Raw genomic sequence first — 25681 nt, 5'->3', positions numbered from 1 at the left:
GTGAAACCCCTATTCATTCCATCGATAATTAATAAAAACACTATGTACCCACCGAAGCGGGTCGCCATTCTAACCAAGTTATCCACATCTGTCATGGAAAATTCTGCAGAAATTGCTCAAAAAGCCTGCTTATGAAAATAAATTTAAATTCAAATACTGGTGTGGATAAGTTTATCCGCAAACTGTGGATAGAATATATCACAAAGTTATCCACAAACTATTAATTTTATAAAAACAATCTTATCCACACCATATTTTATTGTTTTATAATTAAAAAAGTGTCATTTCCACAGAAAAAGACCTCCCTAATAGTAATAAATTTAAATTTATAAATTTGAATTTATTTATAAGAGACCTGTTTTCTGGGGATAACTGGAGATCCAAAATGAATTTAAATTTAAAAACATGTACAGCAAGTGAATTTAAAGACTTGTGGATAATTGTGTGGGTAATCTTGTTGGTAACTTATATCACTTTAATAAACAATAATCTAGGTTGTGTATAAGAAAAAAGTGCAGTTGTTTAAATGTTATCGAGAAAAGAGCAAGCTCAAGCTGCTGTTACAAATAAAAAGGCTTAATTTCACAAGAAAATCGGTTTTCCATTGACAGCTCAAGCAATGAACACTAAACTCGCGAACCTTCATTGAATGATCATTTTTGGAGTTTCGATATGAAACGTACATTCCAACCATCTGAATTAAAGCGTAAGCGCGTTCATGGTTTCCGTGCTCGTATGGCTACTAAAGCTGGTCGCCAAGTATTAGCTCGTCGTCGTGCAAAAGGTCGTCACAGCTTAACTGTTTAATCAATAGTTAACGCTTAAACGATTTTGGGTGTTATGACTACACTTTATGGCTTCAGCACAGAGGTTCGTATTCGCTGTGCTGCCGATTATAAGAGTGTCTTCGATGGTGCGCTTTTTAAAGTGCATCAGCCCCATTTCTTATTTCTAGCAAAACTGACCGAACAACCTCAAAGTCGTTTGGGTATTGTTGTTGCTAAAAAGAAAGTGCGTCGTGCACACGAAAGAAATAGAGTAAAACGTTTGGCTCGCGAAAGTTTTCGCTTGCATCAACAGCAATTAACTTTAGATATTGTGGTTATGCCTAAAATGGGGATAGAAGCAGTGCCTAATGCAGAGTTGCACCAGCAATTACAATTTGCTTGGCAAAAATTACAACGTCTTGCCAAAAAGCATCAAAAAATAGCTCCCTCCCTGCAAAAGTAGAGATGGCCAATGGTCCGGTTACTGCATTGGTTAATTCGATTTTATCAAATTGCGATTAGTCCTTTACTTGGACCGCGTTGTCGTTATATCCCTACATGTTCTCAATATTCATTGGAAGCAGTCCATACACATGGTGCTGTGCGTGGTGTGTGGTTGGCTACTAAACGTATTTGCCGTTGTCATCCTTGGGGTGGATCGGGGTATGACCCTGTTCCAAACAAAAGGATTCGTTTTATCTCTTTTCAGCAAATAGATTCTCAAAAGCATCTGGTTGCTGTACCCTTTCGTGATTGTTTCTTGAACCAAAATCACTCTAACCACTTGGGGTAATCGATATGCAACAATGGGCCAGGTTTGCCATTCTCGGGGCCATGTTTGTTGTCGCTTATTTGCTCATTTTGGCTTGGCAAAAAGATTATGGACATGCTGAGACTCAGCCACAGCCACAACAGGCTGCAGCAGTTTCACATGAAGTATCTGCAGATTTGCCAAATGCTCAAACGGCTTCAGCAGCGTCTGATATGCCACAAGCAAATATCGCGACTCAGCAACCAGCTACAGAAGCAAAAGCATCTGTAAATCAACAGCTTATTTCAGTACAAACTGACCTTTATCATCTTTGGATTAATCCTAAAGGTGGTGATATTGTTCGTATTGAATTGTTAAACCATGACAAGAGCAAAGACAGTAACGAAGCATTTGTCATGCTTGAAAGTGATGCAAAACGTATTTATGTGGCGCAGTCTGGTTTAATTGGTCTTAATGGTCCAGACAGTAACCGTAGCGGTCGCCCAATGTATGAGATTGAAAAATCTGCTTATACATTGAATGATGCCAAAGCGGTTCAAACCGAAGATGGAAAAAGCATCAAAGTGTTAACCGTACCGATGGTACTGAAAACAGCTGATGGTGTGGAAATCATTAAAACCTTTACCTTTAAGCAAGGTGAATATCCTGTTGTTGTGAACCATAAAGTGGTGAACCGCAGTGGTCAAAACTGGCATGGTCAAATGTTTGGTCAACTCAAACGTGACAACTCTGATGATCCAGGCAAATCGGATCAAGGTATTTTCACGCTGGGCACTTTCTTAGGTGGTGCTTGGGGTTCGCCTGAAGAACATTATAACAAGCTTAAATTTGCTAACTTCAATGAAGAAAAATTGAATGTTGAAGCGAAAGGCGGCTGGGTTGCTATGGTTCAGCACTACTTTGTGAGTGCTTGGATTCCTGGTGACTTAAAATTGACGCAAGCCAATGGTCAACCTTATGTTGCGAAATTAGAGTCGCGTAAGTCAACGGATGATATGAATATCATTGGTTTTACTTCGCCGACGATTACTGTGCCTGCTGGTACAGTGGCTGAGATTGACGCGACCTTCTATTCAGGTCCTAAAGTTCAATCTGAGTTAAAAGAGCTCGCAACAGGTTTAAACCAAACTGTTGATTATGGTTGGTTATGGCCAATTGCGAAATTATTGTTCTTGGGTCTTGAGTTCTTCCACGGTTTAGTGGGCAACTGGGGCTGGGCAATTATTTTGTTAACGGTCTTGGTGAAACTGATTCTTTGGCCATTGTCGTCTAAGAGCTATCGCTCAATGGCGAAAATGCGTGTCATTGCACCTGAAATGCAGCGTATGAAAGAAGAGTTCGGTGAAGACCGCATGCGCTTCTCTCAAGAAATGATGGCACTGTATAAACGTGAACAAGTCAATCCGCTTGCGGGTTGTTTGCCATTGTTATTACAAATGCCAATCTTCCTTGCGTTGTACTGGGTGTTGATGGAGTCAGTTGAGCTTCGTCATGCGCCATGGTTACTTTGGATTCAAGATTTGTCAGCGATGGATCCGTGGTTTATTTTACCGCTGTTAATGGGCGCAACGATGTTCATTCAGCAGTCTTTAAACCCCCAACCTGCTGATCCAATGCAAGCGAAAGTTTTCAAAATCATGCCGATTGTTTTCACAGTCTTTATGTTGTTCTTCCCTGCGGGTCTCGTGTTGTACTGGATTGTCAACAACAGTATCACGATTATTCAGCAGACCTTGATCAACAAATCTGTTGAAAAAGACCGCTTGAATAAGGAAAGTGCGTCGAGTTAATCGAGGCAACTTTTCGCGAAAAGCTGAATAAATCCGCTTAAGATGGTAATCTTAGGCGGATTTTTCATTGTGTGACTTTTAAGATTTTAGGTGAATGTTATGTACAACCGAACCACGATTGCTGCCATTGCAACACCACCTGGGCGTGGTGGTGTGGGGGTCATTCGCCTATCTGGTCCCAAGTCTTATGAGATTGCACAGGCCTTGATTCAAAAAGAATTACCGAAAGCGCGTTTTGCTGGTTTTCGCCAGTTTTATGATGCCTCTGGCGAAGTGATGGATGAGGGCTTAGCGATTTGTTTTCCGAACCCGAACTCGTTTACTGGTGAAGATGTGGTTGAGTTGCAAGGTCATGGTGGCCCTGTCATTCAAAATGCTTTACTGGGGCGTTTGTTGGAGCTCGGTGCGATTGCAGCAAAAGCCGGTGAGTTTTCCATGCGTGCTTTTGAAAATGGCAAGCTGGATTTGGTACAGGCTGAAGCGATCGCCGATTTGATTGATGCGACGTCTCAAGCCGCTGCACGTTCTGCGGTACGCTCATTACAAGGCGCATTTTCAACTAAAGTAAATCGCGTGTTGGAGCAATTGATTCATCTACGTTTGCATGTGGAAGCTGCGATTGATTTTCCTGAAGAAGAAATTGATTTTCTTGCGGATGGGAAAATTTTAAATCTTTTAGATGGTGTTACAGCTGCTGTGAACCAAGTGCAACAATCGGCTCGTCAAGGACAGTTGCTGCGTGAAGGTTTACAAGTGGTGATTGCAGGAAAACCGAATGCGGGTAAGTCATCACTGCTCAATGCATTAGCGGGCATTGAACGCGCCATTGTGACGGATATTGCAGGTACGACGCGGGATGTATTACATGAAAAAATTACCCTGAATGGTTTACCCATTACCTTAACTGATACCGCGGGTTTACGTGAAACCGGCGATATTGTCGAAAAAGAAGGGATTCGTCGTGCCATTAAAGAAATTGAGCAAGCCGACCTGTTACTTTTAGTCTATGACTTAAGCCAAGGCGAAGACCCACTCAAACTGGCGCAAGAATATTTTGCTGAGCATATTGAACCGAAACGTTTAATGCTGATTGGTAATAAGTGTGATTTGATGGAAACAACATCGCATATCGAAGATTTTAATGGCTTCCGTCATATTATGGTTTCGGCAAAGCAAGAAACTGGCGTTCAAGCACTCATAGAAGCGATTACAGCGCATGCAGGCTTCCAGCCAGAAGAAGATACCTTTATTGCGCGTACACGCCATTTAGACGCAATGAAACGTACTCAGCTTTACCTTGCTGAAGCTCGTGAACAATTGGTGGTGTATAACGCAGGTGAGTTGGTCGCAGAGTCGCTACGTTTGGCGCAAAATGCCCTCGGTGAAATTACAGGGGACTTTAGTGCGGATGATTTGCTTGGGAAAATTTTTGGATCATTCTGTATTGGAAAATAACACTGCTTTTGATGAAAAAGCCCTCTGATCAGGGCTTTTGATCTTTAAGCCAGACGTATACTGCCCTTATGCGCAAACCACAGATAAAAACACAATAAAGCGATGACAATGCAAAAGCTAATGACCCCGAAGCTTAATCCAAAGTGATCTGCCAAATAACCCACAGCTACAATGGGTACAATCGTACCCAAATAACCAATAAAAAGATAAGTCGACATCACTGCAGCACGATTCTCTAAGGTGGTCATGGCATGAATGAGACCAAAGGAACCAATCAAGGTCAGGCCATGTCCGACACCAACGAGAAAATCACTGATAAAGAAAAATGCACTCAGTTGAAATAGTATACACAGCGCCAAAATGCCTAAGCTTGCAATCAAGGTGATTAAGCCATAGTTAAGGCACTTATAAGCAGGAATACTTCTGGCAAAATACTGCACCACGGCAGAGACAATGAGAATGCAGGTAATGGCTGAACCGCTAATGAGAGGGCCGTGCCACGGCAAAATATCCCGCACAAATGACGGGGATAAGGATGCAAATAAACTAAACGCGGCAAAGGCACTAAATGCGGTAAATCCAACGATCAAAAACAACTGATGATATTGCACTTCTGGTCGGAGTAGCTTTGGGGCAATACTAAAGGGCTGTGCGGTAAACGTGGGAGATTGAACCCAAAATAAACCAAAGAAACACAGTACAGCGCCAAGAATAACGGGTAGATAAGGACTGACCAAAGGGTATTCTGAAAATTGAGCAATCAGGCCGCCAATCAGTGGGCCTAAGCCAAAGCCTACTGCGGTAATAATTGAACTCAGTTGTGGTGCAATCTGTTGATGGCTTTTGGGCACGGTATACATCAGTCCCAGTAAGGCTGAAGTGGTCATCAAACCAGATGCAATACCAATAATAAAACGCCCCAAAGATAAAATGAGAGCATCAGAAGCATAAGCGGAAATCACCAACCCGATGCTGATAAACACCAACCCTACTTGTAAGGTGCGTAAATAGCCAATGCTATTACTGGTCCGGCCAAGAAACAGTAAAGTAGCGAGACAACCAAACATATAAGCCACAAAAATATAGGTGATTTGACTCGGCACCAGATGCCATAAGGCTTGATACAGTGGGTAAAGTGGACTGGCTAAAGCAGTCCCCATCGTTCCCATCATTAAGGCGAGGCTGACCATACAAAATGGACGCCAAGAAGTGGTTGTTGTCATGCAAATGCCATGCGGCTCTCTCAGTCAAAACAAGAATATTTTGATGCCCAAGAGAAAAAGGATAGAGAGCAACAGTGTATCGGTTTGTGGAAAAAATGGTCAACTAAAAACTTGAAAAAGAACGCAATAAAACTTAGCCATAGCGTTTCAGCAGTTTTAAGAACTCAGCCAACTCTTCTTCATTGACCTGTTCAGCTTGTGCTAATACATGATGGCGTAAGTGTGCTTCAACCAGTTCATTCATCAGCCCATTTACCGCACCTTTAATAGCAGCGACTTGTTGTAAAACGTCGATACAACTGGCATCGGGATGTGTGATCGAGAGTTCAACGGCCTTGACCTGTCCTTGTAAGCGTTTCACACGGTTTAAAATTTTTTTATCTTCATGCAAATGACTCAACACATTGCTCCAAAAATAAATATACTAAGGGGGAGTATATTGGTGAATGATTTAAAATGCAAAATACCCCATCACGTCAGCATACGCATCATTTTGATGACGGTAATCCACTGGCACAAAAACGGATTTTAATGGCGACAATTTTAACGGCAGTCATGATGTTATTAGAAGTGATTGGTGGATGGATTTTCCAATCAATGGCTTTGCTGGCGGATGGTTGGCATATGAGTTCGCATATGTTGGCACTGGGTTTGGCTTATTTTGCTTATCGTGCTGCACGGCATTATGCCCATGATCAGCGCTTTAGTTTCGGCACATGGAAAATTGAAATTCTTGCAGGTTACAGCAGTGCTATTTTGCTGATGGTAGTAGCAGGTTTTATGGCTTTTCACTCGATTCAGCGTCTATTCTCGCCTGTACAAATTCATTATAACGAAGCGATTCCAATTGCGATTTTAGGCTTATTGGTGAATTTAATCTGTGCATGGTTGCTGCACGATGGTCACCATCACCATCACCATCACCATCACCATCACCATCACGCTCATGATCATGTAGTAGAAGTACATAGCCATCATCATGATTTAAATCAGAAAGCTGCATTTATGCATGTAGTGGCAGATGCTGTGACGTCTATTTTTGCCATTATTGCGCTGATTTTTGGTAAATATTTGGGCTGGGATTTTCTCGATGCTGCCCTTGGAATCGTGGGATCAATACTGGTAGCCAAATGGGCATTGAGCTTAATGCAAGAAACGGGAAAAACCTTGTTAGATGCTGAAATGGATCATCATGTGGTGGATGAAATTCGCGAAGTGTTGGCAGAACTACCGCAGACGACCTTGACCGATTTACATGTTTGGAAAGTAGGCAAAGGCAAGTTTTCCTGCATTTTGGCCTTAGAAACGACGGTAGACTTAACTGCGGATCGCGTGCGGGCAATGCTCTCGATTCATGAGGAAATTGTTCATGTCTCGGTAGAAATTAATAGCAAGGCTCTCACTGTTCCACGTGAAACTTTGGCCAGTTCATAAGCATGGCGTGTTGGGTTTCGGTAAAGCCGTGGAAAAAATGATTCAATGCTTGAATAATACGCTCTACACTAGCGCTGTGGTTCTCCGATTGAAAGAGCAAAAAGTGATGATAAAAAAACTGGGTTTGGCACTACTCACAAGTGCAATTGCAAGCATGAGTATGGCCAGTGTAGAAAGTGTTCAAGCTAACTTAAAAAAGAATTATCCAAATATTAATGTTCAAAATATTCAAAAAACAGAAATGTCGGGCATTTATAGCGGATCTTTAGATGGCGAAATTGTGTATTTAGGCGAAGCGGCTGAGCATGTGATTGCAGGTTCGATGGTGCGTTTAAAAGATCAGAAAAATTTAAGTGCTGCCTTATATGTGCAACAAAACTCGCTCGATTGGAATAAGCTGCCGCTAAAAGATGCCATTAAAAGCGTTAAAGGCAACGGCAAACGCCAATTGGCGGTTTTTTCAGACCCAAACTGTCCTTACTGTAAGCAGTTAGAGGCTGAACTGAATAAACTGAATGATGTGACCATCTACACATTTATTTATGCTATTAAGGCGCAATCGATTGCACCGTCGAAACAAGTGTTTTGTGAAGCAGACCCTGCCCTCGCATGGAAAAATTTGATTGCGAAAGGGACCCAACCGACGTCGAAAAAACCGTGTGCCAATCCAATTGAGCGCAACATTGAACTCGGTCGTAGTCTGGATTTACAAGGGACGCCTGTAGTTATTTTCTCAAATGGCTTTAAAGTGAATGGTGCTGTGCCTTCAACCACCATTGAAAATATGTGGCGTGAACTGGGCTTATAAGAGTTCAAAGATATAGATAAAAAAGCACCTGCAATGGTGCTTTTTTTAATGGATGAGTTTAGCTTTTTTTGGTGACCATGTTGTAGATGAATAAAATAATAATGGCACCAATAACTGACGCAATAAAGCCTGCGGTAGAACCTTCACTATATAGACCGAGTAAACGACCACCATAAGTGGCTACGAGAGAACCTGCAATCCCCAGTAAAGTGGTGACAATAAATCCCGCTTTGTCATCGCCAGGATGGATAGCGCGTGCGATGAGACCTGCAATAAAACCAATCACGATTGCAACAATAAGTGACCACATGAGCCAGCTCCTTTTTTATCATGTCTTTGTTTTTACATCATTTGCAAAAATATCATCGGGCATAATGCGACTGTGCAGTAGAGCGAATCTGCTAAAAACTGTATGTTTTATGTACTTAGCTAATAGTAAAAATAAAAAAAGTGGCCTTCGGCCACTCTTTTATCGATTGCTCTTAAAGACCAATTTCACCAATAAATGGCAAATGACGGTACTTTTGGTCGTAGTCTAGGCCATAACCCACAATGAATCGATCTTCGACACTAAAGCCTAAAAACTTCACATCGAGTTCAATTTCACGGCGTGAAGGTTTGCTGACTAAGGTACAAAGTTCAATTGAGTTGGGAGAGCGTGTTTCTAAAATTTCGAGTACTTTGCTCAAGGTGTTGCCTGAGTCGATGATGTCTTCAATGACCAAAACATCTTTACCGCGAATTTCACCGTCTAAATCTTTTAAAATTTTTACATCACGTGAAGATACCGTACCGCTGCCGTAGCTCGAAACCGTCATGAAATCGAGTTCATGGGGTTTTGAAATGCTACGACATAAGTCTGCCATGAAAATGACTGAACCACGTAATAAACCAATCAGTACGAGTTCCTTATCACTGTTTGCATAATGCGCATCGATTTGTGCACCAAGCTCTTTTACTTTCGCTTGAATCTCTTCAGTAGAAATCATTACGCTCATTTGAACGGTCATGGGTAGATACCTAAAAATTAAAAAAATCAAAAATAAAAAAGGCGTTGACCTGCAACACCTCTATATATGCATTAATTTTAATATATCTCTAAACGAGATGCACCCCCTTTTGCCCGCTGAAAATGTAATCATTTCATTGCAGACGGGATGCAGCTTGGCTTAGAGGCGAAAATCAAAGTTGTTTCAAAATTCGATTAGCTGCTTAAATTTTAGCTATTTGCTACTTGGTTTTGCACATAGGCTTTCTGACCAAAAATATAAGTCGCATGAATATTACGGTCATCACCCATGGTCATTAGGGCAAATAACGCATCTTCAATCCCTTTTGCACGCTGCAGACGTAATGCTTGCAGCGCGGTTGCTTTGAGGTCGAGCACTACAAAGTCGGCTTCTTTGCCCAAATTAAAGTTACCGAGTTTATCATCCAAGCTCAGTGCTTTGGCACCGCCCAGTGTAGCGTGGTAGAGCGATTCAAACGCGGACAGTTTATCGCCCTGAAGCTGCTGCACTTTATAGGCTTCATTCAGAGTTTGTAGTTGGTTAAAAGAGGTCCCTGCACCAATGTCTGTACCCAGCCCAACTTTTACTTGCTTTTCCCAAGTCTTATTCAATGGAAATAAACCACTGCCTAAAAATAGGTTGGAGGTCGGACAGAAAGCAATGGCTGAATCCGTCTGATGCATGCAGTCCCACTCAGCCTCTTCTAAGTGCACGCAGTGGGCAAAGACCGAATGTGAACCGGTTAAACCAAAGTGATGATAAACATCGAGATAACCTTGCTGCTCAGGGAATAAGTCTTTCACCCAAGCGATTTCATTTTTATTTTCACTTAAATGCGTATGCACATACACATCTGGGTATTCAGCTTTGAGCTGCCCTGCTTTAGCCAATTGCTCTGGTGTTGAGGTTGGAGCAAAACGTGGCGTAATCGCATACAGGTTACGGCCCTTGCCATGCCATTTCTCAATCAGTGCTTTAGAGTCCGCATAAGCACTGTCAGGTGTGTCGCACAGATCTTCAGGTGCATGACGGTCCATCATGACTTTACCTGCGATCAGACGCATCTGGTGCTGTCCTGCTGCTTCAAATAAAGCATCGACTGATTCGGTATGCACAGTACAGAAGACCAAGGCTGTGGTGGTGCCATTTTTTAGCAGTTCTTGCACAAAGAATTGGGCAATCTGGTCGGCATAGGCTTTATCGGAAAATTGCAATTCAGTTGGGAAGGTATAGGTATTGAGCCATTCGAGTAGCTGTTCACCATAGGCCCCCACCATTTCTGTTTGTGGAAAATGAATGTGGGTGTCGATAAAACCCGGCACAATCAATTGTTCAGGATAGTGCTGAACCTCGACGCCAACAGGAAGGTGCTGTTGCCCCTCCTGCCAAGATCCAAACCATTGAATTTTGCCATTTTGGCTAATCAGTAAACCATCTTCTACGTAACGCACTTGGTCGTGAATTTCACGCGCTTGGGCAACCGTATTCTGAATATCTAGGAAGCGACCGCGAACCGCCGTCGTTGCAACTATAGAAGACATTTTAAACCTGCGTTTTGACTTTTTTTCGATTGATTGTACCGTAAACTGGATTTTTTTCACGGCTATTTACTGAAGTTTTTATGTGTGTTGTGAACGCTAGATTTTAAATGGAAGACTGGAGCAGTATTTTCTAAAAAATTGAACTGTTTTGAGGCCAGTCATGTACCTGTGCCATCGATAAGATCATGATTTTTTATGCAATACATAAGCACAAGCTTTGAGCTTAAATGATTCAATCTATTCGCAAAATTTTGTTGAGAAAGTCTTTATCTTTAAATGCTGAGTCAGTACAGTGTCGGCATTGATAAAATAAGAGACAATGACCGGCATGTATTTTTGGAATACCAAAGCATTAGCACATGAATTATCTAGTAATACCCTCGATAAAAAGCATTATAAAAATTACTACTTAGTCACAGCGTTGCTGGTTTCAGTGGTGTATTACTACGGCATGTATTCGCCCTATGGTGATGTCCGTGTGATTGGTATCGAGGGACTTCTGACTTTATTGATTATGTTTATCGGGATTCAAAGCGCTTACAAAGCCAATGGCGGTGATGAGGGTGAGCATTTCTTAGGTCGAATCACAGCGTTGTCTTTTCCCATTTTGGTACAAACCACTGTGGCTGGTGTTGTATTTGGTGCAGTGTTATTGGGGCTTTATTTTGCATTTAATCTAGAAGGCACGGCGTTTGACGATTGGTATGAATGGACTATTTCGCTGTTTACCATCTTCCTGCAAATCTTGTTTTTCACGCGTTTAGTGTCTTATATGAAGCGGGTTAAAGCGCATACCATTTAAGCTTGAAAAAAATATTGTCTTCGAATGTATGCCTGCCAGTTTTAGAGTTGACAGGCATTTTCTTTTTCAATCTAAACTTTATTTGATACACGGAAGCGTCATCCGCAACCTGCGTAGTGTTTGGAATAGATTGTTTTTGCAACACAAATTTTTTAATTATAGAAAGTGAATAGGTTTTGCGGAGGACAAATGCGTTCCTTACGAAGCTTCGCTTCTCATTTGGCGAAACAAAAGAATAATTGAGCTCCCAGTATCGAACTTAAAAAAGATAAGACTCTGTCGTGAATAACCTAAAAGTGATGGTGCTCCTACTAAAACGCCTGAACAGACCCGCATTAATCATTGGACACTTAGTTTAAATAGGTGATTTAGAGCGCCACTTTATTCCACAAAATAATGCGCAGCAAAATGCGCATCATTGCCGATCACATCAAATACATCTTCACGCAGTGACATCCCCGCACATTCATCCCCGACCATCCAAAGTCCCAAGGTGGGCAGCATGCCTTCATGCAACGGAGTTTTTACCCAGCGCTGCATGACATAACCATATTTGTCGTAGTCATCGAAGTAAAAACTACCTGAGGCTGCGCCGCAATCGACATTGTTTTGTAAGATATGAATATTTGCGCCTTCGCGCGCTAAGATTGGTTTACGCACCCATTTCCCTGCGTAGTGGGCGTGCGCATCATAAGCATGGGTTTCTAACAACAATGGATGATTTGGAAAGCGTTTCCATAGCTCGATCAACAGGGCTTTATTGGAGAGTAGCATTTTCCAACACGGTTCAATCCATTCAGTTTCGGGTTTGAGAAACTGCGAAAAACTTTCTTCCCAAATCCATTCCCACGGATATAGCTTAAATAAATGCTGAATCTCTTGCTGATGCAAATCGACAAAGGCTGTGCCATTCCAACCGATGTTTTCCATCGACAGTTCGCTGACATTTAAGCCTGCCTGAAAAGCAGTATCCATGAGGTATTCTAAATTGCCCCAATCTTCACGTCCTGCTTCTTGGCAGGCCGCGAAATGGACACGGCTACGTGTAGGATAAAGCTGTTTCCAACGCTCAATCAACTTTTCATGAATGCTGTTGAACTGATCACGGTTTGCAATATTTTCGACTTGTTCAATCCAATGCCACTGTGCAACAGACGCTTCGAGTAAACCTGTTGGCGTATCGGCATTGTATTCCAGCATTTTGATGGCTTGACCATCATAGGCAAAATCGAAACGGCCATACAGCATTGGTGCTTGGTTTTTCCATGAGTGCTCAATCAGAGGAATCGCTGCTGGGGGAATTTGAAAATATTCGGGATAATGACCGCGTTGAATCATATCCCCTGCCACTTCAAGGCACATCTGGTGTAATTCGTTCGAGGCATCTTCTAGCTGTTCAATTTGCTTGAGGCTAAACTCATAGGCGACCCCTTCTGACCAATACATTGAACCATCCCGCGACGGCAAGTTGTAGTAGTCAAAACCAACCTCTTGATGGGTTTGTTGCCAGTTTGCACGCTCAGGCAGTAGAACTCGTTTCATGTATTAACCTCCAAACGAGCCTCCGCCACGGCCAAAACCACCACGAATGGGTTGGGATTTGGCATGGCTAAAAACGTGAGTCGAGATTCTAGGTGTGCCCGTCGAATGACGTCCGCGAGCTTTCAAGACTTGGCCCAAGTAACGGACTTTACGGTTATTTTTATAATATTGAGGGCCGATATAAACCCCAGTAGAGCCACTATAGCTCGATTCACTATTTTCGTTAGCAGGTTCGCACAGTTCAAAATGCCAGTCTTGGTAGCAGTTGTATTGGTTATTGTAAACATCCTGTTGTAGGGTTTTAGAACCGCTACATGCCGTGAGCAAAACTGGCACCACAACAAGAGTTAATTTTTTGGTACGCATGGATGAGCAACCTTCGGGTTGTTTTATTTTTACAGGTAAAACCAAGGGTTTTAAGCCCGCTTATCATAGGGAGCTGTTTGCATAAAGTACAGTGCATTTGCACCGAAAATCATAGGATTAAGTCTTGTACAATTTAAGATTTAGCCATCAAAAAAGCCTTCACAGTGGAAGGCTTTTTTAAAATATTAGAGGGTGGTTTGATGATGTTTCTTACTGTATCGAATCGATAAGATTGCAGTAATGGTCAGCACCAATACAATAAAGCCCAGTGAAATCCAAATTGGCATGTGGAACACATCCAGCATGAGCATCTTAAAGCCGATGAATACCAAGATAATACCTAAACCATACGGGAGATAATGCATCTTGGTTGCTGCACCAGACAACAAGAAGAACATCGCACGTAGACCCAAAATTGCCATTAAGTTTGCAGTCAACACGATAAACGGATCAGAGGTCACCGCGAAAATTGCAGGAATGGAGTCCACCGCGAAAATTACATCCGACGCTTCAACTAGAATTAACACCAAGAACAGCGGCGTTGCCCACAGCATCCCATTTTGACGCACAAAGAACTTATTGCCATGCATTTGCGGGGTAATCCGCATATGTTTACGTAGCCATTTTAAGATCGCCATGTCTTCGATATTGGTTTCTTCTTCATTTTGCCCTTTGAAGAATTTGAAGCCCGTATACACCAAAAACGCACCGAAGATATACAGAATCCATGAGAACTCTTGTACAAACCACGCGCCAATAAAAATAAAGATGGTACGTAGAATAATCGCGCCCAATACACCATACAGCAGTAATTGGCGTTGTAGTGCAGGTGGGATAGCAAAAGCAGCAAAGATCATCAGCCAGACAAAGACGTTGTCGACGGCTAAAGATTTTTCAAGTAAATAACCTGCGAAATACTCCATGACCTTGGTATTGGCCACAGTGACACCTGCAGTTTGTTGTAAATACAGCCAGAGACCTGCACCAAAGAGTGATGCGACGGAAACCCACGCAATACTCCATAACGCGGCTGTTTTGATTTTAACTTCTTGGCCTTCTTTTTGTTTAAAGCCTAAAAAGTCGATCAGTAGCATCACGGTAACAATGCCGAAAAAAGCAAGGTATAGCCATAAATTGCCGATAGATTCCATGAAATCCTCCACATCCAGCAATCGGCCACAAAAAAACCTTGACCTGCTGCCAGATGAAATAAAACATCTGTGACAACATGATCAAGGTCTTGCCTACATTTTAGCGTATGTATTTTGTGCGCTAAAATGCTCAGATACCGACTTTTTGCAAAGTGTAATGACGATAATCTGACACGTGAAAGTTATGCATAGCATTGATTTTTCACGTTTGGAGGAGGCTACTCCCCTTGTTCAACATAAATTTGGTTTTGGATTTGATCCAAAAGTGAGCTAAGCATCGCATATTTTTATGGTTTGAGCAAATATTAAAGAAAATTGTAGATGAAATATAAATGAGACAAAATTTTGCTTCAATTTGTGGCAAGCTAAAAAAAACAGTAAACCAAAGAGGAATAATAATGAAAATTCAACATCAAGAAACAGGTAGTAAAGGCGAAGTTTTTGTTGAGCAAGAAAACGAGCGTGTGGCGGAAATGACTTATAGTTGGGCTGGGGACGATAAATTTATCATTGATCACACTTGGGTCAGTGAGTTGCTCCGTGGGCAACATGTGGGGCGTCAGTTATTGGATGTTTTGGTTAACTTTGCACGTGATAAGGGCGTGAAAATTTTACCCTTGTGCCCTTTTTCCAAATCGGTATTCGACAAAGATCCATCTATTCATGATGTTTTATTCCATTAAGATAGAGAACGATAAATCAATCCATTCAACGAGTATGCTATGCAATTTCAACATGTAGATCGCGATCAAAAAGGTGAGTTTTTTTTAAATAATGCAGAAGGTCAGCGCATTGCTGAAATTAGCTATATTTGGCGGGACGAGACAACCATTGATGCCAACCATACTTGGGTCGATGATTCACTGCGGGGTCAAGGTGTGGCGCGTTTGCTGTTGGATACTCTGGTTGATTTTTCACGTGAGAAAAACCTGAAGATTATCCCGACCTGCTCTTATGTCGATGTGATGTTTCGCCGAGAGAAAAGTTTTGAAGATGTCGCGGCTTAATTGTTCACAACATTCATCGCGGTTCTAAGCGTTAAACTAAAATGAGATCGATATAGCTGCCATTACAGTTCTATTTTGTGTTTTGCAGCGCTGAATGATGGTGAAATTAAAGTATATGAAGACGCTTTTATCTATTGCCCTATTCTGTTCAGTTGCCCCTTTATTGCATGCTGAAGATTGTGTAAAACTTGAGGAAAAGGCAGAACAAAAAGAAGTTCAGATTATTCCACGTTGGGGCATGAAAGTGACTGCTCCAACCAGAGTGTATTTTCATTCAGCACCGAGCAATGCTTGTAAAATCAAAGATCTGTTTATGATTAAAAATGACCATATCACAGCTTATAGCACCTATGATGATGGCCAAGAACAGTGGGTTTCGATCATGTATTTTAGTAAACGCTTGGGAGACACGGTTCAAGGTTGGTCAAAACTAAAAGACTTTGAATATACGGGTACGATGTCTGGTTTTTAATTAGATACGCTTGTAAAAAAACCCGCCATATGCGGGTTTTTTCTTCTAATGGGACAACTTATTCTGCGTTTAAGGCACTGATCAATTTTTGGTGTAAACCACCAAAGCCACCATTGGACATGATCACGACAGCATCGCCCTCGCCTGCTTCACTGACGATGGTATGGATAATGTCATCTAATGTACGTGCGACCACGGCCTTGTTGGGTGCAGCTGCAATGACAGGTTGCAAGTCCCAGTCCAAACCTTCTGGTTGATACCAAATCACTTCATCGGCCAAACGTGCAGAGTGTGCGAGTCCATCTTTATGGCTTCCCATGCGCATGGTATTTGAACGAGGTTCAATAATTGCCCACAACTTACGCTCGCCTAAACGCTTACGTGCGCCTTCTAGCGTAGTATCAATTGCGGTTGGGTGATGGGCAAAGTCATCATACACTTCAACACCACGCACCGTGCCTAAAAGCTCCATACGGCGCTTCACGCCGCCAAAGTTAGACAGTGCTTCGCACGCTGTTTCAATGCTTACGCCAACATGTTCAGCCGCAGCGATAGTCGCCAAAGCGTTGGCTACGCTGTGCTGCCCTGTCATGTTCCATTGCACGATGCCTTTCACCACGCCGTGTTGGAGTACTTTAAAGTGCGAACCATCAGCACTGAGTTGTTCGGCATACAATTCAGACTTGCCGTGGGCCTCTAAAGAGGTACGAACCACAGGCGTCCAACAGCCCTGTTCTAAAACTTCATCAATATTACTTTCAGTAATTGGAGCAATGATACGACCCTCACTTGGAATGGTACGAACCAAGTGATGGAATTGTTTTTGAATCGCTGCTAGATCATCAAAAATGTCGGCATGGTCAAATTCAAGGTTATTTAAAATGGCGGTTTTAGGATGGTAATGTACGAACTTGGAGCGTTTATCAAAAAACGCAGAGTCGTATTCATCGGCTTCGACACAGAAATACTTGCCTGCACCCAAACGTGCACTTTCACTAAAGCCTAAAGGAACGCCGCCAATTAAAAAGCCCGGTTCTAAGCCTGCCTGATCCAATACCCAAGCCAACATGGTGGTGGTGGTGGTTTTGCCGTGCGTGCCTGCAACGCCCAGTACGTGTTTGCCTTGCAAGACATGATCGGCCAAAAATTGCGGGCCAGAAATATACGGTAAACCTGCATTCAGCATGTATTCAACCGCATCAATCCCACGTTTCATGGCATTGCCCACAATCACTAAATCTGGATGCGGTTGTAAATGGCTGCGGTCATAACCTTGCATTAAGGTAATGCCTGCATTTTCCAGTTGAGTCGACATCGGTGGATAGACGTTTTGGTCTGAACCTGTGACGGTATGTCCTAAATCGCGGGCCAAAAGTGCCAATGAGCCCATAAATGTGCCACAAATACCCAAAATATGCAGATGCATTCCGCCTTACTCCACTGCTTTTATAGACACATCACGTATTTTTGTGCTGTTGTCGTGATTAACTTGATTTGAAGCAACGATAGCAAGGGTTTTGGCGAAAAGATAGTGATTCTTGTATCTCATTTCAGGGATTTTTCAGCGCTGAATCTGCGCCAAACGATGTAAAAAATTGCTGCTCTTGCATTTTTCATGGCAAATAGCTCGTAAAATAAAACTGAATTTTTAAGATAGTACGACACAATGTCTTCAGCACTTTTACTTTTGGTGATTGCAAACTGTTTTATGACCTTGGCGTGGTATGGTCATCTCAAGTTTTTACCACATGATGCGCCGCTGTGGCAGGCTATTTTATTCAGTTGGGTGATTGCCCTGTTTGAATACAGTTTGATGATTCCTGCCACCCGTTTGCTGGCGCAGCATGGTTGGGCGGTAGGTCAAATGAAAATTACCCAAGAAGTTGTGACTTTATTGGTGTTTGTCCCGTTTATGATTTTTTTGTTTAAGCAACCTTTTAAACTGGATTATTTATGGGCAGCCTTATGTTTATGTGGTTGCGTGTATTTTGTATTTCGTGCGCCTTAAAGACGAGTTTTAGCTCGCTTGAATAGCTTTAGGTTCCCCTATTTTGTTTGACTGTTTTCAATTCTTTAAAAATAACCCGATAAAGATAATCAAAAAAGTCGGTTGAGTCGCCGTGTTCAATTTTAACAAGTCGAAAAATCAGTCTATAATGTGGAGTTCTTATTCAAGCTTGGCTTTCTCGCCTGAATTTCTCTTTCCTTAGTTTCGTTTCTGGAATATTTTTAATGAACGCGGCCGCTGCACAAGACGCTCCTCTCGTTGGAATTATCATGGGTTCTCAATCAGATTGGGCCACTCTCGAACACACTGCCAATATGCTTAAGCAACTTGGTGTCCCATTTGAAGCGGAAGTTGTGTCTGCGCACCGTACGCCAGATCGTCTTTTTGAATATGCTGAGCAAGCACGTGACCGTGGTATCCAAGTGATTATTGCGGGTGCAGGCGGTGCGGCGCATTTACCAGGAATGTGTGCGGCGAAAACTGATTTGCCTGTACTGGGTGTACCAGTGAAGTCTTCGATTTTAAACGGTGTCGACTCATTGTTGTCCATTGTGCAAATGCCAGCAGGTATTGCAGTGGGTACCTTAGCGATTGGTCCAGCAGGTGCAACCAATGCCGCGATTATGGCAGCGCAAATTTTAGGTCTGACACGTCCTGAAATTGCAAAAAATGTAGCCGATTTCCGTGCTGCACAAACCGACAAAGTCGCAAGCAACAACATTCCAGGCCAAGCTTAATACGGGGCATTCCTCATGAATAAAACCATCGGTATTTTTGGTGGTGGGCAGCTGGGTCGCATGATGGCGCAAGCGGCTTTGCCACTGAATATTCAATGTACGTTCTTTGATGTGAGTACAGACTGCCCTTCAGCGGCTTTAGGAACTGTGATTTCAAGCAAAACTGAAAACGGTTTACAAGACTTTATTGCCAGTGCAGATGTCTTCAGCCTTGAGTTTGAAAATACGCCTTTGTCTGATGTTGATGTTTTGACCAAGCAAAAAGATATGCATCCGCCGCGTCAGGCTTTAGCCATTGCACAGCATCGCTTATCTGAAAAAGCGTTATTTGATGAGCTTGAGATTCCTGTTGCGCCTTATAAAGCGGTAGATTCCCTAGAAAGTTTAAGTGCTGCGGTTGCTGAGCTGGGTTTACCGATTGTGCTGAAGACAGCCACAGGTGGCTATGATGGCAAAGGTCAGTTTGTATTGCGCTCTGAACAACAAATTGAACAAGCATGGGCTGAATTAGGCCCTGCTGGTAGTTTAATTGCAGAAAGCTTTGTGACCTTCTCGCGTGAAGTTTCAATCATTGCGGTACGTGGTCAAAATGGCGATGTGAAAACGTGGCCATTGGCTGAAAACCATCACCATCATGGTATTTTGTCGCACTCGATTGTCCCTGCACCGAATAGTGCGGACTTACAACCCGTTGCACAAGACTATATCACTCGCCTATTGAATCATTTGAATTATGTTGGCGTATTGACCTTAGAACTGTTTGTCACAGAAAAAGGTTTGTATGCCAATGAAATGGCGCCACGTGTGCATAATTCAGGACACTGGTCGATTGAAGGCGCAGTATGCTCTCAGTTTGAAAACCATATTCGTGCAGTCGCAGGCTTACCCTTGGGTTCAACTGAAGTGGTTCGCCCTACGGTCATGATCAATATTATTGGTCAGTATCCACAGTCTGAACAAGTCTTGGCCTTAGAAGGTGTTCATCTACATCTTTATAATAAGGAAGAACGTGAAGGTCGTAAGATTGGTCACCTGACTTTAATGCCGAATGATCCAGCTCAACTCACGATGCTATGTCGCCAGTTGGCTAAAATCTTACCAAATCCCTTGGCACTGAGCGAAGATATGACCATCTAAAGCTTCAGTTGTTGTTAAAAAAAGCGATCACAAGAGTGGTCGCTTTTTTATTTGGATTCATTCAGGCATGATTGCGCCTCTTCGAAAAAAGTGACCGTTAATCGGATCAAAATTAAAATAAATTGCGTGTTTTTTATCCATTTAGATAAAATTAGCGCATAGGAAAATAAACTGAAAGCAAAATAAAGCGAGTTTTGTGTGGAAAAGCACGTTTAAAACAGAGCCCACAATTGAATGTGACACAGATGTTTACCTAAAAAATGCTGAAATAGCAGGGATCTCTATCAACTTGGGTGTGTGGATATCTTTTAAGTTTGCTTTGAATTTAAAAAATAGAAGTAAAATTTTGAATTCAAAAGTGAGTTTTAAATTTAAATCGAGCGTTTAAATTTAAAAGTTTTGATGCTGTTTGAATTTAAATTCAAAACAATAAATTTAAAGTCTGTGGAATGAATTTAAAGTTTTGAATTTAAAAATATTGAGCTTGGGTTTTGAAGTTTAATTCTTTGTATATTGTTGATTATGAATGTTAAATAAAATTTGTGGATAAATAAATTTAAAACAAGATGATTGAATTTAAAGTACCTACTGAATCAGAGATTGTTTTTGAATTCAAAAGTTGAGATGTGGGGCGCTGTGGATAAGTGGTTTTTAAATTTAAAAGATGGTTTTGAATTTAAACCAGAATGAATATTCATTTACGTTTTGATTCAGAAAAGTGAAATCGAAAGTGTTAAGGTAAAAAGCATAATTTAGAGATAAAGAATCATTAGGGATTTTATGCACCGTTTTGCTTTTCTTTTAGGTTCATTTTTTTTAGCGGCGACTCAGGCGAATGCTGAGCTCATTATTAATGGTCAAAAAGTTACAGGCAGTTCAAATGTCGTAACTTCTGATTATAGTCCTCAGAATTCATTTCAAAGCTGTATTGCCAACTTAAAAAGCCAAGCGATGGCGAATGGTGTGTCTGCGTCTACTTATGATCACTACACGCAAAATTTAGCGCCTGATTATTCTGTGATTGAAAAATTAAATTACCAACCTGAATTTTCCACGCCGATTTGGGATTATTTGTCAGGATTGGTGGATGATGAGCGTGTTGCAGTGGGTCGGCAAAAATTGGCGCAGCATCGTGAAGTGCTAAATCGCGTTGCGGCAGCGTATGGTGTGCCTGCGGAGACCGTGGTTGCTGTGTGGGGCGTGGAAAGTAATTTTGGTGATATTTCAGGTAAATATCCATTATTACAAGCGCTGGGCACATTGAGCTGTGAGGGGCGCCGCCAAAGCTATTTCCGTGGTGAGTTTTTTGCCGCTATGCGCATTTTACAGCGTGGTGATTTAACTGAATCACAACTGAAAGGCTCTTGGGCAGGCGCATTTGGCCATACCCAGTTTATGCCATCGACGTATGAAGAGTTAGCCGTCGATTTTGATGGCGATGGACGCCGTGATTTGGTGTCGAGTACCACAGATGCTTTGGCATCAACAGCCAATTTCCTCAAAAAACGCGGTTGGCAAACTGGGCAGGCTTGGGGCTTTGAAGTAAAAAACCCGCAAGCGATCTCTCTGAGTGGTGAAAGTCGTCGCAATAAGAAGTCCTTATCTTACTGGATGCAAAATGGCTTGGTACGCGCAGATGGTTCAGCGTTAATTCAAGGCAATTTATCTTCTAGCTCGCAAGCGGGGTTGATGGCACCTGCTGGTGAAAATGGTCCACTGTTTTTAGTGTTTAAAAACTTTGATGCAATCTATAGTTATAACGCAGCAGAAAGTTATGCATTGGCGATTGCGCATTTGTCAGACCGCTTACAAGGGCAAGGTGGGTTTAGTACAACTTGGCCAACCGATGATGCAGGCACTTCGCGTTCCGAACGTCGTGAAATTCAGCAGTTTTTACTGAATCGTGGCTATGATATTGGCGCAGTAGATGGTTTGATTGGTGATAAAACTCGTCAAGCCATACGACAGGAGCAAATCCGCTTAGGTTTAAGCCCGACGGGACGAGCAGGACAGCAAATATTAAAAGCCTTCCGGCAGGAAAATGCCAAGTTGATGATGCGTTAACATTAACAGCAAAAAAAATTGCTGATATAGATAAAAAGCCAGTCGGTTATTCACCAGACTGGCTTTTTTGATTTGCACTGGTTGCGACTAAAAGGTCAGAAGCACTGTGATGTTTAAACTGCGGTAATTGTCCCGAGAATACGGTCGCCCCGTGCACCTGTCACTGTCGGTAAGTTGCCACTGAGTTGCTGGATAAAACGCATAGCCAACCAAGCAAAGGCGGTTGCTTCCACCCACGTTGGGGCTAAGCCAATTGCGGAGGTGGTTTGTACAGACCAATTGTGCTTACGTAAGCGCCAACGTAATTGTTCTAAAAGGTGTGAATTATAGGCACCACCGCCACAGACGTAGACTTCACCCGTATCCATATCGGAGCGATAGATGGCTTTTTTAATGGCGCGCGTGGTGAGCTTCATTAAGGTGGCTTGAACATTTTCTGGACTATCTTCAAGCTCGTCATATTCAAGGTCATTGCGCCAGTCGGCAATTTGTTCATCTAACCATTCGAGGTTAAAGTCTTCACGGCCAGTGCTTTTCGGTGGTTCTTTAGAAAAATACTCATGAGATTGGAGCCGATCAAGCAAGCTACGAATTGGATGGCCATAAGCTGCCCAATTGCCATTTTCATCATAGGGCTGTCCAGTAAAGCGTTCACACCAAGCGTCCATTAAAATGTTGGCTGGGCCTGTATCAAAACCGTATACCTGATCAGGTTGGCCTGCGGGTAACATGCTGACATTGGCGATGCCGCCTAGGTTTAAGATGACGCGATGAATGCTTTCATGTTGGAACATATCTTGGTGAAACGCAGGAACCAGCGGGGCACCTTGGCCACCTGCGGCCATATCACGACGTCGAAAGTCTGAAATCACCGGAATTTGGGTGATTTCAGTGATGATGTTTGGGTCACCAATTTGCAGGGTAAAGCCGTGCTCTGGCCGATGGCGAATGGTTTGTCCATGTGAGCCAATCGCTTTGATTTGACTACGATCTAAATGACTTTGCTCAATCAGCTGATTGATGCCTTCGCCAATCATCTTTGCTAAAGCCACATCTGCCTTGCCCATACGGTCGATTTCGTTGTCACCGGGCAAAGTGAGTGCCATCAGTTCATCGCGTAAATCTGGGTCGAAAGAAAGAGTGAGGGTGGCGTGAAGCTGCAATGGATCAAAAGAAGCAGCAACAATATCAACACCATCCATGCTGGTGCCGGTCATTACCCCAATATAGATCGCTGTCATGATTATTCTAAAGCCTGCAATGTGCTGAAAAAGTGTTAGTATATCGCACAAATTGAATAACTGATGTGTTTGGGTTTTGTGATGTCAAATTTCCTGCCGGCTGAAGAACAACTTGCTCTCATTCAACGAGGCACGCATGAAATTATTTCTGAAGAAGATCTTCTGAAGAAATTAAAAGAAAATCGTCCTTTAAAAATTAAAGCGGGCTTTGACCCGACTGCGCCTGACTTGCACTTGGGGCATACGGTTTTAATTAATAAATTGAAAACTTTCCAAGACTTGGGTCATGACGTGACCTTCTTGATTGGGGATTATACCGCGATGATCGGTGACCCGACTGGAAAAAGTGCAACACGTCCACCATTGTCGCGTGAGCAAGTGCTTGAAAATGCAAAAACGTATCAAGAACAAGTGTTTAAAATTCTTGATCCGAATAAAACCAAAGTGCGCTTCAACTCTGAATGGTTTGCCGATAAAACGGCTGCTGACCTGATTCAATTGGCTTCACAGCAAACGGTTGCTCGTATGCTTGAGCGTGATGACTTCACCAAGCGTTATAACAACCATCAACCAATCGCAATTCATGAGTTTTTATATCCATTGGTTCAAGGCTATGACTCGATTGCCCTTGAGGCAGATGTTGAGTTAGGCGGTACGGACCAAACCTTTAACTTATTGATGGGGCGTACACTTCAAGGTCGTTATGATCAAGAAGCGCAAGTCTGCATTACAGTGCCAATCCTTGAAGGTTTAGACGGTGTGAACAAAATGTCTAAGTCTTTGGGTAATTATATTGGGGTATTTGATGCACCAGGGGCGATGTATCAGAAAGTCCTTTCGATGCCAGATGCATTAATTGAACGCTATTTCGATTTACTCAGCTTTAAATCCGTTGATGATATTAAAGTCCTGCTAAACGAAATTGCTGAAGGGCGTAATCCACAAGAGGTGAAAAAGATTCTTGCGCTTGAGTTGGTAGAGCGTTTCCATGGTGCAGAAGCGGCAGAAAATGCACATAAAGGTGCAGGCAACCTGATTACTGAGGGTGAACTACCCGAAGGGACACCAGAAGTGACGATTTCACGCGCTGAATTTGGTGGCGAGTTGTTTATTGCAACGATTCTTCGCGTAGCGGGCTTAAACCCAAATGCTGCAGCAGCAAAAGATGCTGTTGGTCGTGGTGCGGTCAAAGTTGATTGGAACGTGGTCGATATGAGTTTCTCTGTTAAAGAAAATGTCACTTTAATTATCCAGTCGGGTAAAAAAGCCATTGCGAAAGTCACTTTTACAGACTAAGTCGGTGCATATATGTTTTAAGTTGTTGATATAAAAGCAGGCTTTGGCCTGCTTTTTATTTTTTAATCTTTATAAAAAAATCAAATAAGTAAATTCAAAAAAAACCTTATAAAAACAATGCTTAATTTTTTCCAAAAATATTGCAATTTAAAATGAGTGTGTATAAGATTTCAACGTCTAGTCGATGTTTTTAACATCGCTAGAAGGGTCAATAAGAATAACTCTCCACAGTTTTCAAGTCTCTTCCCCAAGGGACTTTTTTAAGATAACTATAATAATGACATCTATGGATCAGATAACGATCTAACTCCGAGGAAGAGGTTTTGGGAGAGATCTCTTCCTTTTTTATTGGCAAAAATTTAGTTTTTAAAATCAGTTTCTCGTAGACAAATAACGAGCTGTCATAAAAGTTAGGTGCAACAGACTTTTAAATAAAGCTGGTCATCAGCTATATAGCACTGCGTTTTCTACTTATATCCAGATGCTTCGTATCATCAAGCTTTATCGTGGCTGTTATTTCAGCTCTGTCTTGAATTATCTTGGCCATGGTATAGATAGAAGAGGGCTTTGCTATTACGCGAATGAAATAAAAACAGACTAAGCATTCCATTCTTACTAAATCTTAGGTGTTTTTATAGCGATGTGGCAGTTTTTCAGCTTAAGCGTGTATTAAATATAAAAGAACTACGTCTTTAGAAAGATGATTTATCAAAAATACAGAGATGAAAGGAATGCAGGGTGATTTTAAGTCTGAAAACCTTGCCAGAAGATTGATAAGAATCATCCTAAAGAAAAAATAAATGCTAAGGATTAAATTTTAAGCTTAAAAAGGCTTTTAAAGATTGGAAATGAAATGCTCATGTTGAAAGAAATAAGAGAAAAAATTATAAATATGATCAAAAAATAGATGAAAAATACGGTTTTTCTTAAGTTTTGTAGAAAAAACCAACACCCGTTTCAAATAAGTGAATTTGGGGGTTGCAAAGCTTTAGAAATCCTCTAGAATGCACCCCATACCGACGAGATAGACGGAAACGAACGAAGCACGAAGTGCTGAG

26 protein-coding genes are annotated in these 25681 nt (G+C 42.1%); 16 read left to right on the top strand and 10 right to left on the bottom strand.

The features are described from left to right. Window positions 1-672: 672 nt before the first annotated feature. From rpmH to mnmE, 5 genes are all read left to right on the top strand, one after another. Complete coding sequence (rpmH, locus tag MN200_RS16135; protein WP_000831329.1) at window positions 673-807, top strand: 50S ribosomal protein L34; 135 nt, start codon at window positions 673-675, stop codon at window positions 805-807. Between the two features lie 33 nt (window positions 808-840). Further along, window positions 841-1230, top strand: a complete 390-nt coding sequence (gene rnpA, locus MN200_RS16130) for a ribonuclease P protein component (RefSeq protein ID WP_004697431.1) — start codon at window positions 841-843, stop codon at window positions 1228-1230. 9 nt (window positions 1231-1239) lie between these two features. Then, window positions 1240-1560, top strand: a complete 321-nt coding sequence (gene yidD, locus MN200_RS16125) for a membrane protein insertion efficiency factor YidD (RefSeq protein ID WP_004977726.1) — start codon at window positions 1240-1242, stop codon at window positions 1558-1560. 5 nt (window positions 1561-1565) lie between these two features. Then, complete coding sequence (yidC, locus tag MN200_RS16120; RefSeq protein WP_242759851.1) at window positions 1566-3329, top strand: membrane protein insertase YidC; 1764 nt, start codon at window positions 1566-1568, stop codon at window positions 3327-3329. A 99-nt stretch (window positions 3330-3428) separates the two neighbouring features. Further along, window positions 3429-4784, top strand: a complete 1356-nt coding sequence (mnmE, locus tag MN200_RS16115) for a tRNA uridine-5-carboxymethylaminomethyl(34) synthesis GTPase MnmE (RefSeq protein WP_058870651.1) — start codon at window positions 3429-3431, stop codon at window positions 4782-4784. Window positions 4785-4828: 44 nt separating this feature from the next. Here mnmE and MN200_RS16110 read toward each other — a convergent pair whose 3' ends face one another. Further along, window positions 4829-5974, bottom strand: a complete 1146-nt coding sequence (locus tag MN200_RS16110) for an MFS transporter (RefSeq protein WP_058870672.1) — start codon at window positions 5972-5974, stop codon at window positions 4829-4831. Between the two features lie 166 nt (window positions 5975-6140). Beyond that, a complete protein-coding gene (locus MN200_RS16105) occupies window positions 6141-6407 on the bottom strand; it encodes a metal/formaldehyde-sensitive transcriptional repressor (RefSeq protein WP_058870671.1) in 267 nt (88 codons plus the stop codon). A gap of 56 nt (window positions 6408-6463) precedes the next feature. On the opposite strand from MN200_RS16105, the gene dmeF reads away from it, so the two are divergent. Both dmeF and MN200_RS16095 read left to right on the top strand, forming a co-directional pair. Then, the gene (dmeF, locus tag MN200_RS16100) at window positions 6464-7441 is read left to right on the top strand and encodes a CDF family Co(II)/Ni(II) efflux transporter DmeF (RefSeq protein ID WP_242759850.1); all 978 of its coding nucleotides are present in this window, start codon (window positions 6464-6466) and stop codon (window positions 7439-7441) included. 106 nt (window positions 7442-7547) lie between these two features. Continuing rightward, the gene (locus tag MN200_RS16095) at window positions 7548-8249 is read left to right on the top strand and encodes a DsbC family protein (RefSeq protein ID WP_058870670.1); all 702 of its coding nucleotides are present in this window, start codon (window positions 7548-7550) and stop codon (window positions 8247-8249) included. A 58-nt stretch (window positions 8250-8307) separates the two neighbouring features. Here MN200_RS16095 and MN200_RS16090 read toward each other — a convergent pair whose 3' ends face one another. The 3 genes from MN200_RS16090 to guaD form a co-directional block, all read right to left on the bottom strand. Then, on the bottom strand, window positions 8308-8559 hold the full coding sequence (locus MN200_RS16090; protein ID WP_058870649.1) for a GlsB/YeaQ/YmgE family stress response membrane protein: 252 nt from the start codon (window positions 8557-8559) through the stop codon (window positions 8308-8310). A gap of 172 nt (window positions 8560-8731) precedes the next feature. Continuing rightward, a complete protein-coding gene (hpt, locus tag MN200_RS16085) occupies window positions 8732-9259 on the bottom strand; it encodes a hypoxanthine phosphoribosyltransferase (RefSeq protein WP_058870648.1) in 528 nt (175 codons plus the stop codon). A 209-nt stretch (window positions 9260-9468) separates the two neighbouring features. Further along, window positions 9469-10800 carry a guanine deaminase gene (gene guaD, locus MN200_RS16080; protein ID WP_058870647.1) on the bottom strand — a complete coding sequence of 444 codons (1332 nt, stop codon included), beginning with the start codon at window positions 10798-10800 and terminating at the stop codon, window positions 9469-9471. A gap of 328 nt (window positions 10801-11128) precedes the next feature. Between guaD and MN200_RS16075 the strand changes: the two genes are divergently transcribed. Next, window positions 11129-11602, top strand: coding sequence for a hypothetical protein (locus tag MN200_RS16075; RefSeq protein WP_058870669.1), 474 nt, complete (start codon window positions 11129-11131; stop codon window positions 11600-11602). Between the two features lie 381 nt (window positions 11603-11983). Here the strand turns inward: MN200_RS16075 and MN200_RS16070 are convergent, their stop codons facing one another. The 3 genes from MN200_RS16070 to MN200_RS16060 all read right to left on the bottom strand — a co-directional run bounded on the left by MN200_RS16070 (window position 11984) and on the right by MN200_RS16060 (window position 14661). Then, the gene (locus MN200_RS16070; RefSeq protein WP_058870646.1) at window positions 11984-13144 is read right to left on the bottom strand and encodes a glutathionylspermidine synthase family protein; all 1161 of its coding nucleotides are present in this window, start codon (window positions 13142-13144) and stop codon (window positions 11984-11986) included. A gap of 3 nt (window positions 13145-13147) precedes the next feature. After that, window positions 13148-13510, bottom strand: coding sequence for a hypothetical protein (locus MN200_RS16065; RefSeq protein WP_058870645.1), 363 nt, complete (start codon window positions 13508-13510; stop codon window positions 13148-13150). A gap of 185 nt (window positions 13511-13695) precedes the next feature. Next, on the bottom strand, window positions 13696-14661 hold the full coding sequence (locus tag MN200_RS16060) for a TerC family protein (RefSeq protein WP_004697489.1): 966 nt from the start codon (window positions 14659-14661) through the stop codon (window positions 13696-13698). A 398-nt stretch (window positions 14662-15059) separates the two neighbouring features. On the opposite strand from MN200_RS16060, the gene MN200_RS16055 reads away from it, so the two are divergent. From MN200_RS16055 to MN200_RS16045, 3 genes are all read left to right on the top strand, one after another. After that, window positions 15060-15344, top strand: coding sequence for a GNAT family N-acetyltransferase (locus MN200_RS16055; RefSeq protein WP_062031177.1), 285 nt, complete (start codon window positions 15060-15062; stop codon window positions 15342-15344). A gap of 39 nt (window positions 15345-15383) precedes the next feature. After that, a complete protein-coding gene (locus MN200_RS16050; protein WP_184119130.1) occupies window positions 15384-15668 on the top strand; it encodes a GNAT family N-acetyltransferase in 285 nt (94 codons plus the stop codon). 94 nt (window positions 15669-15762) lie between these two features. Then, window positions 15763-16140, top strand: a complete 378-nt coding sequence (locus MN200_RS16045) for a hypothetical protein (protein WP_333654420.1) — start codon at window positions 15763-15765, stop codon at window positions 16138-16140. 58 nt (window positions 16141-16198) lie between these two features. Here the strand turns inward: MN200_RS16045 and mpl are convergent, their stop codons facing one another. After that, window positions 16199-17566 carry a UDP-N-acetylmuramate:L-alanyl-gamma-D-glutamyl-meso-diaminopimelate ligase gene (gene mpl / locus MN200_RS16040; RefSeq protein ID WP_242759848.1) on the bottom strand — a complete coding sequence of 456 codons (1368 nt, stop codon included), beginning with the start codon at window positions 17564-17566 and terminating at the stop codon, window positions 16199-16201. Window positions 17567-17806: 240 nt separating this feature from the next. Here mpl and MN200_RS16035 point away from each other — a divergent pair, with 240 nt between their 5' ends. The 4 genes from MN200_RS16035 (at window position 17807) to MN200_RS16020 (ending at window position 22086) form a co-directional block, all read left to right on the top strand. After that, complete coding sequence (locus MN200_RS16035) at window positions 17807-18148, top strand: DMT family protein (protein ID WP_019836196.1); 342 nt, start codon at window positions 17807-17809, stop codon at window positions 18146-18148. A 224-nt stretch (window positions 18149-18372) separates the two neighbouring features. Then, on the top strand, window positions 18373-18885 hold the full coding sequence (gene purE / locus MN200_RS16030) for a 5-(carboxyamino)imidazole ribonucleotide mutase (RefSeq protein WP_111810723.1): 513 nt from the start codon (window positions 18373-18375) through the stop codon (window positions 18883-18885). A 15-nt stretch (window positions 18886-18900) separates the two neighbouring features. Then, a complete protein-coding gene (locus tag MN200_RS16025) occupies window positions 18901-20022 on the top strand; it encodes a 5-(carboxyamino)imidazole ribonucleotide synthase (RefSeq protein WP_242759847.1) in 1122 nt (373 codons plus the stop codon). Window positions 20023-20802: 780 nt separating this feature from the next. Further along, complete coding sequence (locus MN200_RS16020; RefSeq protein WP_242759846.1) at window positions 20803-22086, top strand: lytic murein transglycosylase; 1284 nt, start codon at window positions 20803-20805, stop codon at window positions 22084-22086. Window positions 22087-22199: 113 nt separating this feature from the next. Here MN200_RS16020 and MN200_RS16015 read toward each other — a convergent pair whose 3' ends face one another. Continuing rightward, window positions 22200-23327 (bottom strand): anhydro-N-acetylmuramic acid kinase, encoded by a 1128-nt coding sequence (locus MN200_RS16015; RefSeq protein ID WP_058870637.1) that lies wholly within the window; start codon window positions 23325-23327, stop codon window positions 22200-22202. Window positions 23328-23390: 63 nt separating this feature from the next. On the opposite strand from MN200_RS16015, the gene tyrS reads away from it, so the two are divergent. Continuing rightward, window positions 23391-24623, top strand: a complete 1233-nt coding sequence (gene tyrS / locus MN200_RS16010) for a tyrosine--tRNA ligase (RefSeq protein ID WP_109439270.1) — start codon at window positions 23391-23393, stop codon at window positions 24621-24623. Window positions 24624-25681: the final 1058 nt, after the last annotated feature.

It is taken from the genome of Acinetobacter sp. LUNF3, from assembly GCF_022699605.1.
Taxonomy (GTDB): domain Bacteria; phylum Pseudomonadota; class Gammaproteobacteria; order Pseudomonadales; family Moraxellaceae; genus Acinetobacter; species Acinetobacter johnsonii.
Note: the sequence above shows the minus strand (reverse complement) of the source record. Positions and strands in the feature narration are given on the sequence as shown.

Coding starts and splice junctions, on each gene's coding strand:
- mpl (WP_242759848.1), bottom strand. CDS start 17,566: ATGCATCTGCATATTTTGGGTATTTGTGGCACATTTATGGGCTCATTG.
- MN200_RS16020 (WP_242759846.1), top strand. CDS start 20,803: ATGCACCGTTTTGCTTTTCTTTTAGGTTCATTTTTTTTAGCGGCGACT.
- purE (WP_111810723.1), top strand. CDS start 18,373: ATGAACGCGGCCGCTGCACAAGACGCTCCTCTCGTTGGAATTATCATG.
- MN200_RS16110 (WP_058870672.1), bottom strand. CDS start 5,974: ATGGTCAGCCTCGCCTTAATGATGGGAACGATGGGGACTGCTTTAGCC.
- dmeF (WP_242759850.1), top strand. CDS start 6,464: ATGCAAAATACCCCATCACGTCAGCATACGCATCATTTTGATGACGGT.
- guaD (WP_058870647.1), bottom strand. CDS start 10,800: ATGTCTTCTATAGTTGCAACGACGGCGGTTCGCGGTCGCTTCCTAGAT.
- hpt (WP_058870648.1), bottom strand. CDS start 9,259: ATGACCGTTCAAATGAGCGTAATGATTTCTACTGAAGAGATTCAAGCG.
- mnmE (WP_058870651.1), top strand. CDS start 3,429: ATGTACAACCGAACCACGATTGCTGCCATTGCAACACCACCTGGGCGT.
- MN200_RS16025 (WP_242759847.1), top strand. CDS start 18,901: ATGAATAAAACCATCGGTATTTTTGGTGGTGGGCAGCTGGGTCGCATG.
- MN200_RS16015 (WP_058870637.1), bottom strand. CDS start 23,327: ATGACAGCGATCTATATTGGGGTAATGACCGGCACCAGCATGGATGGT.
- MN200_RS16060 (WP_004697489.1), bottom strand. CDS start 14,661: ATGGAATCTATCGGCAATTTATGGCTATACCTTGCTTTTTTCGGCATT.
- MN200_RS16035 (WP_019836196.1), top strand. CDS start 17,807: ATGTCTTCAGCACTTTTACTTTTGGTGATTGCAAACTGTTTTATGACC.
- rpmH (WP_000831329.1), top strand. CDS start 673: ATGAAACGTACATTCCAACCATCTGAATTAAAGCGTAAGCGCGTTCAT.
- rnpA (WP_004697431.1), top strand. CDS start 841: ATGACTACACTTTATGGCTTCAGCACAGAGGTTCGTATTCGCTGTGCT.
- yidC (WP_242759851.1), top strand. CDS start 1,566: ATGCAACAATGGGCCAGGTTTGCCATTCTCGGGGCCATGTTTGTTGTC.
- MN200_RS16045 (WP_333654420.1), top strand. CDS start 15,763: ATGATGGTGAAATTAAAGTATATGAAGACGCTTTTATCTATTGCCCTA.
- MN200_RS16095 (WP_058870670.1), top strand. CDS start 7,548: ATGATAAAAAAACTGGGTTTGGCACTACTCACAAGTGCAATTGCAAGC.
- MN200_RS16090 (WP_058870649.1), bottom strand. CDS start 8,559: ATGTGGTCACTTATTGTTGCAATCGTGATTGGTTTTATTGCAGGTCTC.
- tyrS (WP_109439270.1), top strand. CDS start 23,391: ATGTGTTTGGGTTTTGTGATGTCAAATTTCCTGCCGGCTGAAGAACAA.
- MN200_RS16055 (WP_062031177.1), top strand. CDS start 15,060: ATGAAAATTCAACATCAAGAAACAGGTAGTAAAGGCGAAGTTTTTGTT.
- MN200_RS16075 (WP_058870669.1), top strand. CDS start 11,129: ATGTATTTTTGGAATACCAAAGCATTAGCACATGAATTATCTAGTAAT.
- MN200_RS16050 (WP_184119130.1), top strand. CDS start 15,384: ATGCAATTTCAACATGTAGATCGCGATCAAAAAGGTGAGTTTTTTTTA.
- MN200_RS16070 (WP_058870646.1), bottom strand. CDS start 13,144: ATGAAACGAGTTCTACTGCCTGAGCGTGCAAACTGGCAACAAACCCAT.
- yidD (WP_004977726.1), top strand. CDS start 1,240: ATGGTCCGGTTACTGCATTGGTTAATTCGATTTTATCAAATTGCGATT.
- MN200_RS16065 (WP_058870645.1), bottom strand. CDS start 13,510: ATGCGTACCAAAAAATTAACTCTTGTTGTGGTGCCAGTTTTGCTCACG.